Source organism: Listeria grandensis, from assembly GCF_014322885.1.
Lineage (GTDB): Bacteria > Bacillota > Bacilli > Lactobacillales > Listeriaceae > Listeria_A > Listeria_A grandensis.
The window spans coordinates 447,548-463,823 of record NZ_JAASUG010000001.1 but is presented as its reverse complement, the minus strand read 5'-3'; the positions used below and the strand labels follow the sequence as shown (position 1 = coordinate 463,823).

General features: G+C 39.8%; 13 protein-coding genes. 10 read left to right on the top strand and 3 right to left on the bottom strand.

Translation table 11 applies throughout. The features are described 5' to 3' along the window. The first annotated feature begins 2 nt into the window (after positions 1–2). From HCJ54_RS02070 to HCJ54_RS02025, 10 genes are all read left to right on the top strand, one after another. Positions 3–299 carry a helix-turn-helix domain-containing protein gene (locus tag HCJ54_RS02070; protein WP_187136446.1) on the top strand — a complete coding sequence of 99 codons (297 nt, stop codon included), beginning with the start codon at positions 3–5 and terminating at the stop codon, positions 297–299. A gap of 26 nt (positions 300–325) precedes the next feature. After that, positions 326–931 carry a sugar transferase gene (locus HCJ54_RS02065; RefSeq protein WP_244966870.1) on the top strand — a complete coding sequence of 202 codons (606 nt, stop codon included), beginning with the start codon at positions 326–328 and terminating at the stop codon, positions 929–931. Between the two features lie 24 nt (positions 932–955). Continuing rightward, positions 956–2,401, top strand: a complete 1,446-nt coding sequence (locus HCJ54_RS02060; protein WP_187136445.1) for a polysaccharide biosynthesis protein — start codon at positions 956–958, stop codon at positions 2,399–2,401. 44 nt (positions 2,402–2,445) lie between these two features. Next, entirely contained in the window at positions 2,446–3,687 is a 1,242-nt protein-coding gene (locus HCJ54_RS02055; protein WP_187136444.1) for a glycosyltransferase, read from the top strand. Continuing rightward, positions 3,668–4,801: a glycosyltransferase gene (locus tag HCJ54_RS02050; protein WP_187136443.1), complete on the top strand. Its 1,134-nt coding sequence runs from the start codon at positions 3,668–3,670 to the stop codon at positions 4,799–4,801. The genes HCJ54_RS02055 and HCJ54_RS02050 overlap by 20 nt, the downstream gene beginning before the upstream one ends. Continuing rightward, entirely contained in the window at positions 4,798–5,982 is a 1,185-nt protein-coding gene (locus HCJ54_RS02045) for a glycosyltransferase family 4 protein (RefSeq protein WP_187136442.1), read from the top strand. Before HCJ54_RS02050 ends, HCJ54_RS02045 begins: the two co-directional genes overlap by 4 nt. Beyond that, on the top strand, positions 5,979–7,142 hold the full coding sequence (locus HCJ54_RS02040; protein WP_342354438.1) for a DegT/DnrJ/EryC1/StrS family aminotransferase: 1,164 nt from the start codon (positions 5,979–5,981) through the stop codon (positions 7,140–7,142). Before HCJ54_RS02045 ends, HCJ54_RS02040 begins: the two co-directional genes overlap by 4 nt. Before the next feature lie 21 nt (positions 7,143–7,163). Further along, positions 7,164–8,357: a glycosyltransferase family 4 protein gene (locus HCJ54_RS02035; RefSeq protein WP_187136441.1), complete on the top strand. Its 1,194-nt coding sequence runs from the start codon at positions 7,164–7,166 to the stop codon at positions 8,355–8,357. Positions 8,358–8,409: 52 nt separating this feature from the next. Next, on the top strand, positions 8,410–9,801 hold the full coding sequence (locus tag HCJ54_RS02030) for a lipopolysaccharide biosynthesis protein (RefSeq protein ID WP_187136440.1): 1,392 nt from the start codon (positions 8,410–8,412) through the stop codon (positions 9,799–9,801). Positions 9,802–10,288: 487 nt separating this feature from the next. Continuing rightward, positions 10,289–11,413, top strand: coding sequence for an immunoglobulin-like domain-containing protein (locus HCJ54_RS02025; protein ID WP_187136439.1), 1,125 nt, complete (start codon positions 10,289–10,291; stop codon positions 11,411–11,413). Positions 11,414–11,628: 215 nt separating this feature from the next. Here HCJ54_RS02025 and HCJ54_RS02020 read toward each other — a convergent pair whose 3' ends face one another. From HCJ54_RS02020 to HCJ54_RS02010, 3 genes are all read right to left on the bottom strand, one after another. Then, positions 11,629–12,768, bottom strand: a complete 1,140-nt coding sequence (locus tag HCJ54_RS02020) for an Ig-like domain-containing protein (RefSeq protein WP_187136438.1) — start codon at positions 12,766–12,768, stop codon at positions 11,629–11,631. A gap of 368 nt (positions 12,769–13,136) precedes the next feature. Then, positions 13,137–14,576 carry a lytic polysaccharide monooxygenase gene (locus HCJ54_RS02015; protein ID WP_187136437.1) on the bottom strand — a complete coding sequence of 480 codons (1,440 nt, stop codon included), beginning with the start codon at positions 14,574–14,576 and terminating at the stop codon, positions 13,137–13,139. Positions 14,577–14,841: 265 nt separating this feature from the next. Further along, entirely contained in the window at positions 14,842–16,182 is a 1,341-nt protein-coding gene (locus HCJ54_RS02010) for an MATE family efflux transporter (RefSeq protein ID WP_187136436.1), read from the bottom strand. Positions 16,183–16,276 lie beyond the last annotated feature (94 nt).

Genomic DNA, 16,276 nt, shown 5'->3' with positions numbered 1-16,276 from the left:
AGATGGATTTGTCCAGAGAAGAGCAGTTGGAAATGCTAAATCACTATTTTTTCTCAACAACAGAAGCATTAGATGTACTGCAGATTTCAAGACAAAATTTTTATTCTCTTATATACCGAAATAAAATTACTCGAATTAAAAAGGACGGCGCGGTGCTGTTTTTCAAAGATGAAATTTTAGAACGTTTGAACAAGCAACCCATGTTACGAACAAAGTATCGACCATTTGAATCTGATGGAAACATGGCAATAGAATGTGAATCTATAGAAGAAGTAAAACCAAATGCTTTCAAAAAATGAATCGTGCACAGTAGGAGGCGCAGGTGATGCGGAAGCAACAAATGATAAAGCGTGGCATAGATATCGTCATGTCGATTATACTACTCCTTATTCTTAGTATACCAATGGGGATTTTATATATAGTGTTGATGATACATTTTAAAGGTAATCCAATTTTTACATCGATCAGAGCAAAGTATCATGGTGAGGGCTTTGTCATTTATAAGTTTAAAACAATGCATAACTTGCTAGATGCGAATAAGGAGCCGCTACCTGATAATAAGCGCATTACAACGTTTGGGCACTGGATTAGAAGATGGAGCTTAGATGAATTGCCACAATTAATTAATGTGTTAAAAGGTGATATGAGTTTAATTGGACCAAGACCGTTACTGCTAGAATACAATGATTTATATACAAAAGAAGAGCACAAACGATTAGATATGAAGCCGGGAATGACTGGCTGGGCGCAAGTTAACGGGAGAAATAGTTTGGATTGGAAAACGAAATTTCAAATGGATATTCTGTATGTCACAAAATATTCTTTGCTTTTTGATTTGAAGATTATGTTGCTTACAATCAAAGTTCTTTTTAAGAGAGAAGGTATTAATCAAGATGGATACATTTCAGCTGAACGGTATAGAAATCGGTAAAGTGAGTTCTTATGGGAGAGGTGAATGATAGTGAAAACAACGAGGAAAAATACACTTATTATTGGCGCAGGTTCGGGAGGCGAGTTTGTTATTCAGCAACTCAAAAAAATGCCTAATAGCGAATATGTGCCGGTAGCGATTTTGGATGATAATCCTGACAAATGGAATACTAAGCTACAAGGAGTTCTTATAGTAAGCGGATTAGAGAGTATTCATTATTGCATGGAAGCATATAAAATCGAACATATTATTTTGGCCATTCCAACACTTAGTAATGCTAAGCAAAAAGAAATTATTTGCCAAGTAGGAGGATATGACGCAACATTTTTTATTCTTCCAGCTGTATTTTCGGCAAAACAAAATCAAAAAATCGTCATTCCTGAGTTAAATTATAGTGACCTTATTCAAAATAGATCAGAGTTTCAGTTACATTATCAAGATGTGCACCAAGAAATGAGACAAAAAACAGTGCTTATTACAGGTGCTGGAGGTTCCATCGGTTCAGAAATTGCTTGCCAAATTTTAAAATGCCAACCTAAGAAACTCATTTTATTAGGACACGGAGAAGGGAGTATTTTTCAAATAGGTAGGACATTAGAGCAGGAGAAAAAGCGAGATGCTGCCCAAGTTGAGCTTATTTCGGTGATTGCCGATGTCAGTGATATGGATCAGATTACGCGTATCTTTAAACAACATAAGCCAGATATCGTTTACCATGCGGCGGCGCATAAACATGTTCCATTGATGGAGAATAATGTGCACGAAGCAGTGAAAAATAACGTTGTTGGGACTTATAATGTCATTCAAGCAAGTAAATTAGTAGCGGTCGAGAAATTTGTGATGGTGTCTACCGATAAAGCTGTGAATCCTAAAAATGTGATGGGAGCCTCAAAAAGACTGGCGGAGAAGCTAACGCTTGAAATAGACACAACAAGTAAAACAAGATGTAGCGTTGTTCGGTTTGGAAATGTTCTCGGTAGTCGTGGTAGTGTATTTCCAACATTGTGGGAGCAAATTCATCGAGGTATTCCGCTTACCATTACTAATCCAGAGATGAAACGATATTTTATGACGATTCCAGAAGCAAGTAAGTTAGTGATATCAGCGAGTATGTTAGAGGGACGAAATGCTATCTTTGTGTTGGATATGGGAGAACAATTAGGCCTCGATACAATGATAGATCAGCTCATTACGCTTTCAGGTAGAAATAAACAAGATGTCGCGATGGAATTTGTTGGCGTTCGACCAGGTGAGAAGATGTCGGAGGAATTATTTAATGAAGCGGAATTTTCATCTAAAGTAGGAGACAAAATATATGAGGGCAATTATTATACACAGGTAGAAGAGTTGCGTGCAATCAAAGGTTTGATGGCCACATACAAGATGATGGATAATGAGCTACTACACCAACGATTGTTAGCGCTAGCGAATCAACAAAACTCTCCAAGAAATTTATCTATAGAGGTTTAGCTAATGGAATTGTTAAAAATAACCAGGAGAGAAGGGCATCAAAGGTGAGAGTATTGTTTTTAATATCTTCATTTCCAGCATTGTCAGAAACATTTATTTTAAATCAAATTACTGGTTTTATGGATCGAGGGATCGACGTCGAAATCGTTGCATGGAACAAAGTAGTGAATCAAAAAAATCATCCAGAAATTGAAAAATATGGTCTACTAGAAAAAACACATTTCTTAAATAATTCGTCCACGAAAAGTAAACGACTCTTTGGTGGGTTGAAATTGGCCTTCCAATGTATCTGGAAGGCTCCAAAAGCAACCTGCCAGGCGTTTAACTATAAAAAATACGGAAAGATGATTTTCACAGTACGATTTTTATATGCTTTGCCATATTTTCTAGAAAGAAAAAAGTTTGATGCAGTCATTTGCCATTATGGTCCAAGTGGTATCGTCGCCGCATACTTACAAGATCAAGAACTATTACCCAAAAATACAATGACCTTTTTTCACGGAAATGATATCACGACGTTTATTAAAAAACATGGCACTAAAGTCTATGATAGCTTGTTTTCCACAGATATCAAATTGCTTCCAGTAAGCCATCAATTTGCTCGGTTACTAAAAGCCTACGGTGCTAATTCTGAGCAAATTAAAGTACATCGCATGGGCATCGATTTAGAAAAATTTCATCCAGTAGCGCTTTCTGAATTAAGCGAAACCATACAGTTCCTTTCCATCGGTCGATTGACAGAAAAAAAAGGCATGGATGTGGCGATAAAAACCATGGGGGAACTGAAAAAACGAGGTTTCAAAGTAGCGCTTGAAGTCATTGGTGAAGGTCCATTAAGGCATGAGCTGGAGTCACTCATTGCGGGTGAAAAGCTCGAAAAAGAAGTGACTTTACTGGGCTGGCAATCACAAACCGAAGTAAATCGAGCAATTGAAAAGGCGGATTTTGTCTTGCAACTAAGTAAAACCGCAGCAAACGGTGATAAAGAAGGCGTACCAGTGGCTTTAATGGAAACCATGGCACGTGGTAAATTAGTTATTTCAACAGAACACAGCGGCATTCCAGAATTAATCACGAATGGTAGTAGCGGTTGGCTTGTTGCAGAGGATAATGTTTTTGAAACAGTGAATAAAATGATAGAAGTAATGAATAAACCTGAAATCTGGCCACAAGTTTCACAACAAGCACGAGAAAAAATAAGTCGTGAATTCAACATCGCCAAATTAAATGATGATCTCATTGTTTCTTGTGCAGGAGGATTACCAAATGCTCAAAAAAATGTTTAATATTAGTTCCGTTCACCCATGGAGCGATACGCGTATCTTCTTTCGGGAAGCGATGTCCATTGCGGAAAACTTAGATTACTGTGTCACCCATATCGCTATTAAAAATCAGGTGATTGTAAATACAAATACCCCCATAAAAATTCGATTGTTACCAAAGCTCCCTAGGCTAAAGCGATACAAAAACTGGCGTCGTATATGGCGCATGATTCGCTTAGAAAAGCCAGATATTGTTCAGTTGCACGATCCAGAACTATTGCTACTCGCTTGGTTCATCAAAAGGCGCATACAACAAGCGCCAATCATAATCTATGATATGCATGAAAATGTCCCACAGATCCTTGCCTCTAAACAAGCAATTCCTAGTATATGTCGAAAAATGGTTCGATACATGTATCAAAAGTTAGAGAAAAAACTGATGCAATCATGTGATGGTATCATTTTTGCAGAAGCACATTATCATGAAAACTATACGGATTTGACTTGTCCAACCGTAGATATTTATAACTATCCTGCGATTACCCCATCATCTTTATCTCCTGAAAAACAAGATATCTTTACTTTTGCCTATGTCGGAAGTGTTTCTGAATTACGCGGTGCACGTCTGATGATTGATTTGGCAGAAAAGCTAGCAGCACAGCGCGCCGATTTCCAAATTCGTGTGATTGGCACAGGCGCTGACGAAGAAGTATTTCTAGCAGAAGTAGAAAAACGAGGCGTCGGTCAATGGATTTCCTTTGAAGGCGCGAAAAAATTCGATGAAGCCTTTCAAATTTTGCAAACATCGCACGTGGGATTATCATTACTTCTTGAAAATGCTAATTTTAAGGGCTGTAAACCGACGAAATGTATGGAATATATGGCTGCCGGCATCCCATTTATTGTTTCGGATTTTTTGATGCAAGAAGATTTGGAAAAATATCCATGTGGTGTTTCGGCACAAACGGACAATGTTGATGCTGTTTTAGAGCAGGCGTTGTACCTTTTAGAAAATCCAAAGATTGTAGAAAAGATGGGAAAATGTGGTCTTCAGGCGTACCAAGAAGCCTACAATTGGCAGACGGAAGAAGATAAACTGCTTTCTTTTTATACAAATTTTGAGGATGTGTCACTATGAAAATCGTCTATTTACATCAATATTTTGAAAAAGATAAAGGCGGAACAAGATCGTATGAAATTGCCAAAAAACTTGTTTCTGAGGGGCATCAAGTGACCCTGATTACTGGAAATGATGTAGCGTCGTGCGATGGCATCACAATCATCTCAACGAAAACACCGTACCACCAAGAGTATGGCTATATTAGAAGGATTATTTCGTTTTTTATGTACATGTTGAAAAGTTTTTTCTACGCTATCCGAGAAAAAAATGTCGATATGATTTACGCGACATCCACACCGCTCACAGTTGGTCTTGTTGGGAAGTGGGTAGCGAGAATTAAAAAATGCGAATTTGTCTTTGAAGTCCGTGACCTATGGCCAGACGTCCCCATTAAGTTAGGCATTATTAAAAATAAACTACTCATCGCGACGCTTTACCGTATGGAATATGGCATTTACAAACAGGCGGATAAAATTATCGCACTATCAGACGGCATGAAAGCAGATATTGTCGAAAAAGGAATCGACGCACGCCACATCGAGGTCATCACTAACTTTGCGGATATCAATCGCTTTAAAGAGATTAGTGTGACCGATCAAATTGCGTTATACACCAAATATCCGCAATTGCAAAACCGTTTTATTAGTTTATATGCTGGCACGATTGGTTTTGTGAACCATATTGATTACATTTTAAAACTCGCCCAAAATACAACAGATGAAAAAATTCTCTACGTTATTGTTGGGGACGGCAAAGAAAAAGCAAATCTGCTGAAGGAAGCAAAGCGAGCAGCGTTGACGAATGTTCTGTTTTTAGATGCTGTTTCCAAAGCAGACGCGCTGACATTGATGACGATGAGCGATGTTGGGATGTGCTTTGTTCGGGACGAGGAAATACTAAATCGCAATAGCCAGAACAAGTTATTTGATTTTTGGGCAGCAGGAAAACCAACATTAATCAACTACAAAGGCTGGCAAGATGAAGTGATGCGTAAATTCAAAGCTGGTCAAGGTTTTTGTTATGAAAACTTAGATGGATTAACGGCCTACCTCGAAGATTTGAGCAGTCATAAACAAAATTATCAAATGGTACAGCAATACGTCAATGAGCTTGCCAACCAATATAAAAAAGAAGATTTACTCGAGAAACTAAGTGATATTTTACAAAATACAAGAAGAGAGAGGACGACTATTTCGTGAAAAAAGCGACAATATTTTTATCTCCGCCACATATGGGAGGAACTGAGCAAAACTATATTGTGGATGCTTTTAAGGCAAATTGGATTGCTCCACTTGGTGCTAATGTCGACGGTTTTGAACAAAAAATGAAGCAGTACACGGGAGCCGCTAATGCCTTAGCGCTCAACTCCGGTACAGCTGCTATTCATTTAGCATTAATCACGTTAGGTGTGACAACAGGAGATACCGTTTTTTGTTCCACATTAACGTTTGCTGCGAGTGCTAATCCGATTGTGTACGTTGGCGCGACACCGGTATTCATCGATTCAGATGAACAGTCGTGGAATATGTGCCCGATTGCGCTCGAGAAGGCATTAGCAGATGCAGCAAGGCAAAACCAACTACCTAAAGCAGTGATTTTAGTTCATATATTAGGTCTTGTTGCTGACTTAGAAGCGATTCAAACCATTTGTGAAACTTATGGCGTCCCGTTAATTGAAGATGCTGCGGAATCCTTGGGCAGCACATACAATGGTCAGATGACAGGTACATTTGGTGAAATGGGTATCTATTCCTTTAATGGTAATAAAATCATCACAACATCAGGTGGGGGTATGCTTCTTAGCAAAACAAAAGCCACACGCAATGACGCTTTTAAATACGCCACACAAGCAAAAGAAGACGCTCCATTCTACTTACATGAAAAAATTGGCTATAACTATCGGCTAAGCAATGTGTTGGCAGGGATTGGGATTGGTCAGATGGAAGTCATCGATAAGCACGTCGCTAAACGCCGCTCTATTTTCAACACATATGAAATGGTTTTTAGAGAAGTGGATGGCATATCGATGATGCCAATTTTACCAGGTACAGAGCCAAACTGTTGGTTGTCTGCGATTCGATTAAACCCTGAAAAAATAGCAGTAACGACTAGTGAATTGGTGGAAATGATGGCAGAGGTAGGGATAGAAGTTCGAATGATGTGGAATCCATTACATTTACAGCCATCTTTCGCTGGAACAACATGTTATCAGGCTGGAGATGAAAATGTGAGTGAGAAGCTATTTCAAGAAGTCTTGTGCTTACCATCAGGATCAGCGATGAGAGAGTCCCAACAAGCGTACGTGATTCAAAAATTACTGGCCCAAATCAGCCGGCTAACAACTATTAATTCTAACTAAGATTAGGAGATGGTACGAAAAATGAAAGAAAAGAAAATGAAGCTTGCGATTATTTGCACAGAAGATAAGCCCGTTCCAGCGCTTGGAGTAGGAGCTGTAGAGGCCATTGTGGAGGATTTGGTTGCTCTAAATAACAAGAAACAACTTGTCGAGATAGATATTTACGCCATCTCGAATGAGCAAAGAGAGGCCGGAGAGCAGCAGAATACAAACCATTACTTTCATCAAGGGAAAAGCAGTCGATTTGAAAAGCTTAGGAATCAGCTAATACTTCGGCTAGGCGTAAAAGAATTGTACCAATGCCAATTTTTGAATACAGCGATAAAAGAAATTAATAAGCAGCAATACGACTGGATTTTAGTTCAAAATAGGCCACAGTTTATTTTAAGTTTGAGAGAATCACTGCAGGATAAGCGTACAAAAATAGCGCTACATTTGCATAACGAGCATTTCTTTAATAAGTCTTTTAAGAAGTCATTGAATGCGTTTATTTATTGTAGCTACGACTGTATTTTAACGGTCAGCGATTATATTAAAGACCAAGTTTTGAAAAGTTCACCAGGCCTCGCTACTTCAAAAGTAAGAACATTGCGAAACACGATCGATGTTGAAAAATTTAAAGAAGCTACACCGCCGGATATCCCCTTACTTGAGAAATTACACGATAAGCAGGTCGTTGCTTTCCATGGCAGGCTCATACCTGAAAAAGGTGTTTTAGAGTTAATCCATGCCTATAAAATAGCACGGCAAACGGTTCCTAATTTGGCGTTGGTCATCATAGGCGAACTCAAGGACACTGCGTATTGCGATCAACTGAAAAAAGCGGCCCAAGGTGAAATAGGTGAAACCATCTTCTTCACAGGCTTCATACCTTATTCCGAGATAGAACTGTATTTGGGTGTAGGGGATGTGATTGTATCACCATCTTTATGGAATGAGCCTTGCAGTTTAGCGCAATTAGAAAGCCTTTCGATGGGCAAACCATTAATCACTACAAGAGCTGGTGGCACATCTGAGTTTGTTATCCACGAAGAAACAGGTTTTTTAATAGACATTAGCCAGAATTTTGAGGAAAAATTAGCGAAACAAATAGTGAGATGTTTCCGAGATATGATAACGACCAATAAAGTTGGGAAAAATGCGAGGGACTTCATGATGAAAGAGTGCTCTAGAGATACGTATTTAGAAAAACTGTTGGCGACGATAGAAGGCTAAATGAAAGAGGTATGAGATAGATGAAAGTACAACAAAAAACAGGTAACGGTCTATGAAAAATACATTAAATCGATTTCTATATTTTTCACTTGGGCCGGTAGCAGGAGCCTTTATTTCTTTTATCACAGTACCTATTACGACGTATTTTGTTTCCCCTGAGGAATTTGGTAAGGCGAGTATGTTTATCATGATTCAAACATTTCTAACCGCCTATCTTTATTTGGGCTTTGATCAGGCATATACACGTGATTACCATGAGTATACGGATAAGAAAAAATTGATACAAAATGCGATGCTTGTTCCACTCCTGATGGCGACCTTACTCAGCATTATCGTGATTTTGTTTAGGCAAGATTTAGCCGTGTGGATTTTTCAAGATAAGTCGATGCAATTACCGATTTTCTTGCTTTGTGTCAGCATGTTCACGCTAATTTTTGAACGGTTTTGTTTATTATCGATTCGTATGGAAGAGAGGGCCAAGTTGTATTCCTCTCTTACACTCCTCATTCGGGTATTGATACTGTGCGTCACGATTTTATATATTTTACTAGGAGATAGAGATTTTACAGTGGTGATTTATGGTACTTTAATTGGTCAGATTATAGGAGACCTAGTTGTTGTGCTATTGTGTTTACCACTTTTAAATATCGCGAATTTTAGGTTAGATAAGCCGTTGATTCGAAAGATGTGGATATTTGGATTTCCGATCTTTATTACACTTGCTATCGAGGCTATTTTTACGATAAGTGATCGCTTTATTATTGGTTTGCGGTCAACCTATACGGAACTTGGTTTGTATACAGCCGCATTTAAAATCGCTAGTTTATTAAAGATTGTGCAGATGAGCTTTACAAGTTTTTGGATCCCGATGGCCTATCGGTGGCATGCTGGGAAAAAAAATATCCATTATTTCCAGTTGGCAAGTGATGGCGTCGCTGGGGGGCTTTCTATGCTCTTTATGATGCTTCTTATTTTTAAACCAGTCATTATGCTTGTTTTTACAGCGTCTTATCAAGGGGCTATTAGTATTTTTCCATTTTTATGCTTTGTGCCAATCTTGTACACCATTAGTGAGACTACAGCGCTAGGGATTGTTTTTAGTAGAAAGACGTATCTCAATATATATGTGGCAATTGGTACCGTTATTACTAACATTTTATTAGCATGGTATTTCGTTCCGATTTATGGGGCGAGGGGTGCGGCTCTAAGTATGGGGATTGCTTATGTTATCTATTATGTCCTGCGCTCGCTACTTTCTAATAGAGAGTGGGAAGGAATTCGGATTACGAGACAGCTTTGCACGGTTGGACTGCTTTTCTTGGCAGCGCTGTACAATACTTTCTTTGACTATTATAGTATTGTGTTTAATATGGGAATTTTAATTTGTATCGCTTTACTGTATGTAGCAACTTTTAATACGCTTAAGAAGTTATATCGGAAATAAAATGGTACCGCGTGTGAACGGCTTTCGATGAGTTATGTTAAAGAATAGGAATAGGGTAACTTTGTGTGCATACTGTACGAAAGGCAAATCTAGAAAGAGCTGGAGTATTGAGTAAAACGAAGCCTTTTAGTATAAAGATAGCAGGGCAAAAAATAGTTGCTACAATACTATTTCTTATGCAAAAGGATCCACTATTTGTGGCAACTGTGAATAAAAAAGAGGTATAGACCCCATGAAATGGAAGGGAGCCTATACCTTTTCGCATATAGAAGGAGAGAAATAAGCCAATAATCGTATCGATGAGTTGCTTAGATGTGTCTGTTAAACACACGTTCCTAAATCTATTGTTATATTTCAAGAAATGAAAGCGCATTCTAAAAGGGTTTTAAAGGGAAAATGTTCTTTTTTCAGATACAGCTATTACAATACTATCCTGATATACTTAAGACGAAAGCAAGTATTATAATAGAGAAGGGATTTGAAAAAGATGAAGAAAGCAATGCCGAAAAAAGTAATGATTGGCGTCATGTCGGCTGGCGTCCTCCTTTTCCCATTCACCAGCCAATACACTCCCATTGCTGATTCCGTGAGTGCAGCATCCCAAGTGCCCGTAACGCCACAACAAACATTCACACCGTATGCAGTATCCGAATTAGAGTACACGTCAACGAATGTAAATGTGATAGTAAGCAATTTTAAATTAGGAACCGCTGCTTCTATTTCTCCACCATTTGGGAATGGGTTAACTATGTCCAATTGGGTCAGTGGTATTAATGGTGTAACAAATTTTAATTATCCACTATCCATCGCTAACGCCAACAACTCTAAATTGTGGACAGGAAATCTTGAACTGACAATTGGAAAAAAACTCTATGCTCCTATCATTAACGAGTTAGTAAATACTAATAGTACGGCTATAACTGGATACGGGATTCCGGGTGCCCAAATGACATTAAAAAAAGGCACACAAACACTAAGCGAAGTATTGGTCAATGAGTGGGGACAGTACAAACTGACTATGCCTAAACAAACACTAGGAACAGAATTAAGCGTTGTCCAATCTAAAAATGGAGAAACTAGCATGGAAACAAAAGTAGCTGTTTTATCTCCTTTTACGATAAATACAACAATCGTTTACAATACAGCTACCGATTGTGTTGTGCTTGGGACGGGATCTCCAGGTGAAGTGATCGTCCTTCGAGATACGACAACCTATGCTTCGGGGCATGCTACTGTTAATGCAGCAGGTTACTATGAGATGAGAATAAGTGAGTCCCGAGTGTCTAATACGATGGGGCTATGGCACGGTAGACCGGAACACTTTACATTCTCTGAAGGCACTGGAACCCCACAAGTTACAGGAGGTGTCACACCAGCCTCATTTAAAGTTGGCAGCTCTTATGTTACTGGAACCTTTACGGGGGATGTCACCAAAGGGCTACTTGTCATCAATGGGACTCCACAATCCATACGTGGGGATTTCACAAGTACGGGATTCCGTTATTACATTGAAGGCAGTCAAATTAAGGCTGGAGATCGTGTCGAATTTGTTGGCTTAAATGCTCAAAACAAGGTCACAACACTTGGAAAAAAAGTCACAGTTTCCCCATGAAAATATTGCTATCCTGCAGAATGGATAATGGCATAGCAAACAAAGAAGGGTTCGCTAACCTCAAGCAGGATCAACAAAAAAACATCAACTTATAACGGATCTTCTATCATATAAGATAGAGGAGCCAGTTATAGGTTGATGTTTTCGTTTGTTACGCTGATTGGTATATTTTTCTATTATAAGAGGCTTACTTTAGGAACCGTCACGAGCAGGTGCTAAAAGTTAGTATTGATAGTTTGGAGACTTGTTACGGGAAGATCATTGCTGTTATAACCAACAATGCTTACTGCATCGCCTTTTTTTATAGCGCCAGAACCAACATAGTAAGAAAATGAGCCATTACTAAAACTTCCACCAAAAACGGGTAGGATTTGTCCGTTTACAGAAACCCTAGCTTTCACGATACCACCAGTATAGGTTCCTCTAATATAGGTTGCTCCTGATGTATACGCACTTGGAGTGAGAGTAGCTAAACTTTTTGCAGTGGTAATAAGCGCTGGACTAGAGTAGATATTGTATGCTTTTTGTATAACAGAAACTTGCGTACCAGCAGCCTGTTTTGGAATTGCTATTGCAAAAGAACCCTGAGCATTACTCATACCTTTTCCAATTTGTTCTCCATCAACGCTTACGATGACATCGGTATAAGGATGCGAACTTCCCTTGATTGTAGTGTCGTTTTCAAGTAAGGCTGATACAAGCGGCATAGCCAGTTTTTTAAGTCCATACAGTTTCAATTCTCCACTTGTAAGGCCATTTAGTTCTTGTACCATCGTGTAATCAAGGACACCATTATATTTTGGAATAGTCAGGGTGAAATTTCCTGCTGCATCTACGAGTGTTGTTATTATTGTGGCGGAAGAACTTTTCATAGTTACTTTGGCACCAGGTGTTCCTATTCCTTTAACCACGGAGTCGCCTTCCACTAAGTCCTTCGCGAGCTTAATGCTTGGAAGGTTTTTCCCTGGTTCAAAGGAGACGTATAACGATTCGCCATAAGTGAAATCATCTGATTGTGGACGTAAAGTAAACTCGTTATCTGTTACACTACTTGGTATACTAAAGGTAGCGTTTCCAGCAGCGTCTGTTCTAATGGGCTCCGCATAGCCTCCACCATCTCTGCTGTAATTTAGCCACACCCTCATGTTTGGGTCCGCATGCATAGTTACAATCACTCCCCAATAATCGCCTGGTATATAAGTGATTTTTGTGACAGAAGGGCGAGCGGGCGCGACACTTTTTTCTGCTGCAAACCCATGAATTGGCTGCCCCAAATTTGACATGCTGATTGGCGCGAGAATCATGGCAGTGGTGACAATAGCAACCCCCATTTTTTTAGATACACTTGTTTTCATCTTAATCATTCCCTCTCTTTACTAAACGTAATAGTCTTACTACATTAATTATAACTTAAAAATTAGTGGAAGAATGTTACAATAATATGGAAAATGATGCATTTTTTTGGTTTACGATAACGCTTTCTTTGGTAAGTTATTTTTTTAAAGGTTAAAGTAGATGCAGTGTCCCATCTTAGTGCTGTATCCAAATCTATAGCATAGTTAATACTGAGAGAGAAGTATGTATGAAGCCTAAGCGATTCTTTTTTATTTACTAACAAAAACATCAACTTATAACCAATTTCCTATCATAAATAAGGATAGAGAAACAAGTTATAGGCTGATGTTTTTCGTTTGTTACGCCACTCCTTTTTGGAGCAGGTGCTTTATTTCACTAATACCCAAACTGCGGATGTGTCTGGTTGATCGCCACGAACCCACCATTTCGCTTGGTATGTTTTGCCGTTATAGATGACTTTGTCGCCACCGTTGTAGGCTTTTGAGCTATTCCAATCAGGAAGGGCTCCACCGATTTGTTCCCAGGCATCGCTTTCGCTTGGTTTATTGCCTAGTGTCCACCATTTTGCGCGGTATTGTTTATTGTCATAAGTGACGATATCACCACCAACGTAGATTCGTATGGATGACCATGTGCCTTCTGGAATGACTTCTGCTGGTTTTGTTTTTGCGGTCAGTAGATTACTTGCATCGGAACGGTTTCCAGATGTGTCAACGGCATATACAAGGTAGCTGTAAGTGGTATCACTCTTCAGGCTAATATCTTGGAACATTGTACCTGTTTGTGTTTTTACTTTGACACCATCACGGTAGATTTCGTAATAGGCTACGCCGATGTTGTCTGTAGCAGCTTGCCAACATAGATCAATCGTGCTCGTTGATTGGGCGTGTGTCATTAACATTTTTGGTGCAGTTGGTTTTTCTGTGTCTACTACTGGTTTTACGGCAGTTTTTGCTTGTACGCTGTCGCTCCATTCCGAGCGGTTTCCTGCAAAGTCCTTGGCACGAACGGTGTAAGTGTATGTTGTGTTTTCTGCGAGGTTTTTATCTTGGTAAGATGACGTGGCTGATTCACCGATGAATTTGCCATCACGGTAAATTTCGTAGGATTCAACCCCTTTATTGTCCGTGGATGCTTGCCAATTTAAAGATACGGAGTTATATGTTTGTTCTGTGGCTTTTAATTGAGCTGGTTTGGTCGGTGCTTCTGTGTCTGGTACCGTGTTGCCACCACTGATGTTTGCATCGATTACTTGATAGAATGCATTTCCTGTATCAGCAATTTCCCAAACGCCTAAAATAACATGATATCCTGTGTGATCTGCAGGGATTGTGATTTCTTGCGATGTTTTCGAAGCGGGGGCTGTACCGTCTGCTTGAATTTTTGTGATGAGCTGTAATTGGTCACGTGTTAGTGGTTTGTTAGGATCCCAGCCATTTTTCGTGATGTAGTAACTCCAACTGCTTGTTTTGTGTGGTGCGGTTAATGTCCATTCAATCGTTGTTTTTCCGCTTTGGATATCGACCTTTGACCAACGATTTTGTGTTTGTTCATCGAGTAAGTTGTATTTTCCGCCACCAGCGATTTGACCGTCTAGTGGTCCTTTTTCTGGGAAACCTTTCGGTGCTTCAATACTTTGTGGCTCCCATTGTGCCGAACCTACCCCTGTGTTAATTCCTTGATTTGCCAGATATACGCGGCTGGCTGGTTTTGAAATATAACCATGTGCTGATGCGTGATCTTGAAAGATAAGCATTGATACTACGGCTGTTGTTGTAAACCCCGCGACTTTAATCCAATTTTTCATTTATGTTGCCTCCATTAATTTTTTTCTTACAAGTTTTATTGTACTTTAAAACTATGTTATTTGGAAGTCAGGGTATTTTATGAAAATGATGAAAAGCTAGCTGTATCAAGGCCTTTGGAGGGTATATGTTATTTTGTTCACAGAGGGTTTTAAAAAATGTCGAGAAAGCGTTATCACGAGATGTAACACTTGTTAAAATTAATTTTAAAAGCCACAGAATTTGACTTGAAAATCCTGTGGCTTCTATATGTTAGCCGATTTTTTATTATAAGACTGATTTTAATGACCAGACTTTGGAACGCCACCTGTAAACCATGAGGCAACCGCGCAAGCCTTCGTCGATGATATAGGCGAGCCAGACGCCGATGAGCCCCATTCCTGCTGTGATTCCGAGGACGTAGGAGAACGGGAGGCTGACGATCCACATGACGATAATGCCAACGATGAACGGGAAACGCACATCGCCGGTCGAATTGAGGCTACTAATAATGATAATATTAGTAGACCGTGCGATTTCTAGGAATATCGATAGGAAAAAGAGTTGTTTCGTCATCGCGATGATGTCTTCGTTGGATGTGAATAAGTGCATGATGGGTTCTGAGAAGAAGTAGATGAGAATGCTGATGCAGACGGCGATAGCAAGTCCTATTTTCCAACTGCGCAAGCCTTGTTTGTAGGCGCGGTCGACTTCTTTTGCTCCGACGGCGCGTCCGATGATAATTTGCGAAGCCTGACCGATGGAGATGGCAAACAGAGCGACGAATTGGCTGACTGTTGAGGCGTACACTTTCGTCGTTAAGGCATCGGTTCCCATGAGGGCTATGATGGCGGTGACGACGAGCTGTGAGCCTGCATACGACATGTTTTCACCCGCGGAAGGTAAGCCAAGACGCAAAATCGAATACATCGTTCGGCGCGATAGTTCTTTGAATTTTTGTAATTGAAAACGGTAGTCGACGTGGCGGTGCAGGAGCCAGATCGATAGGAAGACAGCGACGATATTCCCCACGACGGTTGCTAATGCTACGCCTGTCACGCCTAGATCCAGATAAGAAAGTGGGCCATATAAAACGAGATAGTTCCCGATAACTGTGATGATTCCGGCGACAACAGGAATATACATCGCTTGGCGTACGTGTCCGTGTGTTCGCAAAATCGGCATGATCGAATAGGGAATTGCTGTCAAGATGGATGCACCACCGATAATTTCTAAAAAGGGAGCACCGATGTCGACTAAATGTGCGTCAAGCCCCATCCATGTTAGGAATTGCGTGGATAGAAATAAGAAGACAAGGCTCACCACCGCGCCGATAACGACGGAAAACACGATCCCATTCGTAATGACTTGATCGATTAATTTGTGCTTGCGCGCACCGATCATTTGGGCGACTAGGATTTGTACGCCGACGCTAATAAACGCAAACATAATGACCGAGAGTACAAGAATCTGATTGGCGACACCTGTTGCTGCGACGGCATCATCGGAGTAGTGGCCTAACATAAATACCGTGACATAACTGATCATCACCCGCAAAAATTGCTCAATGAAAATAGGCCAAGCGAGTGAGAATAAATTTAATTTCGTTGCTGATTGGCTTTTATCCATAGGACCTCTTCCTTTCGAATGAGGCTATCTCAATAAACCTCAACGTTAATGAAATATGACGATTCTCACAATAATATCCTTAATTATAAGGCAG

What these genes read in the sequence shown, in the direction of transcription:
- HCJ54_RS02060 (WP_187136445.1), top strand. Translation starts at nt 956, where the DNA reads ATGATAGTGAAAACAACGAGGAAAAATACACTTATTATTGGCGCAGGT.
- HCJ54_RS02035 (WP_187136441.1), top strand. Translation starts at nt 7,164, where the DNA reads ATGAAAGAAAAGAAAATGAAGCTTGCGATTATTTGCACAGAAGATAAG.
- HCJ54_RS02010 (WP_187136436.1), bottom strand. Translation starts at nt 16,182, where the DNA reads ATGGATAAAAGCCAATCAGCAACGAAATTAAATTTATTCTCACTCGCT.
- HCJ54_RS02050 (WP_187136443.1), top strand. Translation starts at nt 3,668, where the DNA reads ATGCTCAAAAAAATGTTTAATATTAGTTCCGTTCACCCATGGAGCGAT.
- HCJ54_RS02070 (WP_187136446.1), top strand. Translation starts at nt 3, where the DNA reads ATGGATTTGTCCAGAGAAGAGCAGTTGGAAATGCTAAATCACTATTTT.
- HCJ54_RS02020 (WP_187136438.1), bottom strand. Translation starts at nt 12,768, where the DNA reads ATGAAAACAAGTGTATCTAAAAAAATGGGGGTTGCTATTGTCACCACT.
- HCJ54_RS02065 (WP_244966870.1), top strand. Translation starts at nt 326, where the DNA reads ATGCGGAAGCAACAAATGATAAAGCGTGGCATAGATATCGTCATGTCG.
- HCJ54_RS02030 (WP_187136440.1), top strand. Translation starts at nt 8,410, where the DNA reads ATGAAAAATACATTAAATCGATTTCTATATTTTTCACTTGGGCCGGTA.
- HCJ54_RS02025 (WP_187136439.1), top strand. Translation starts at nt 10,289, where the DNA reads ATGAAGAAAGCAATGCCGAAAAAAGTAATGATTGGCGTCATGTCGGCT.
- HCJ54_RS02045 (WP_187136442.1), top strand. Translation starts at nt 4,798, where the DNA reads ATGAAAATCGTCTATTTACATCAATATTTTGAAAAAGATAAAGGCGGA.
- HCJ54_RS02015 (WP_187136437.1), bottom strand. Translation starts at nt 14,576, where the DNA reads ATGAAAAATTGGATTAAAGTCGCGGGGTTTACAACAACAGCCGTAGTA.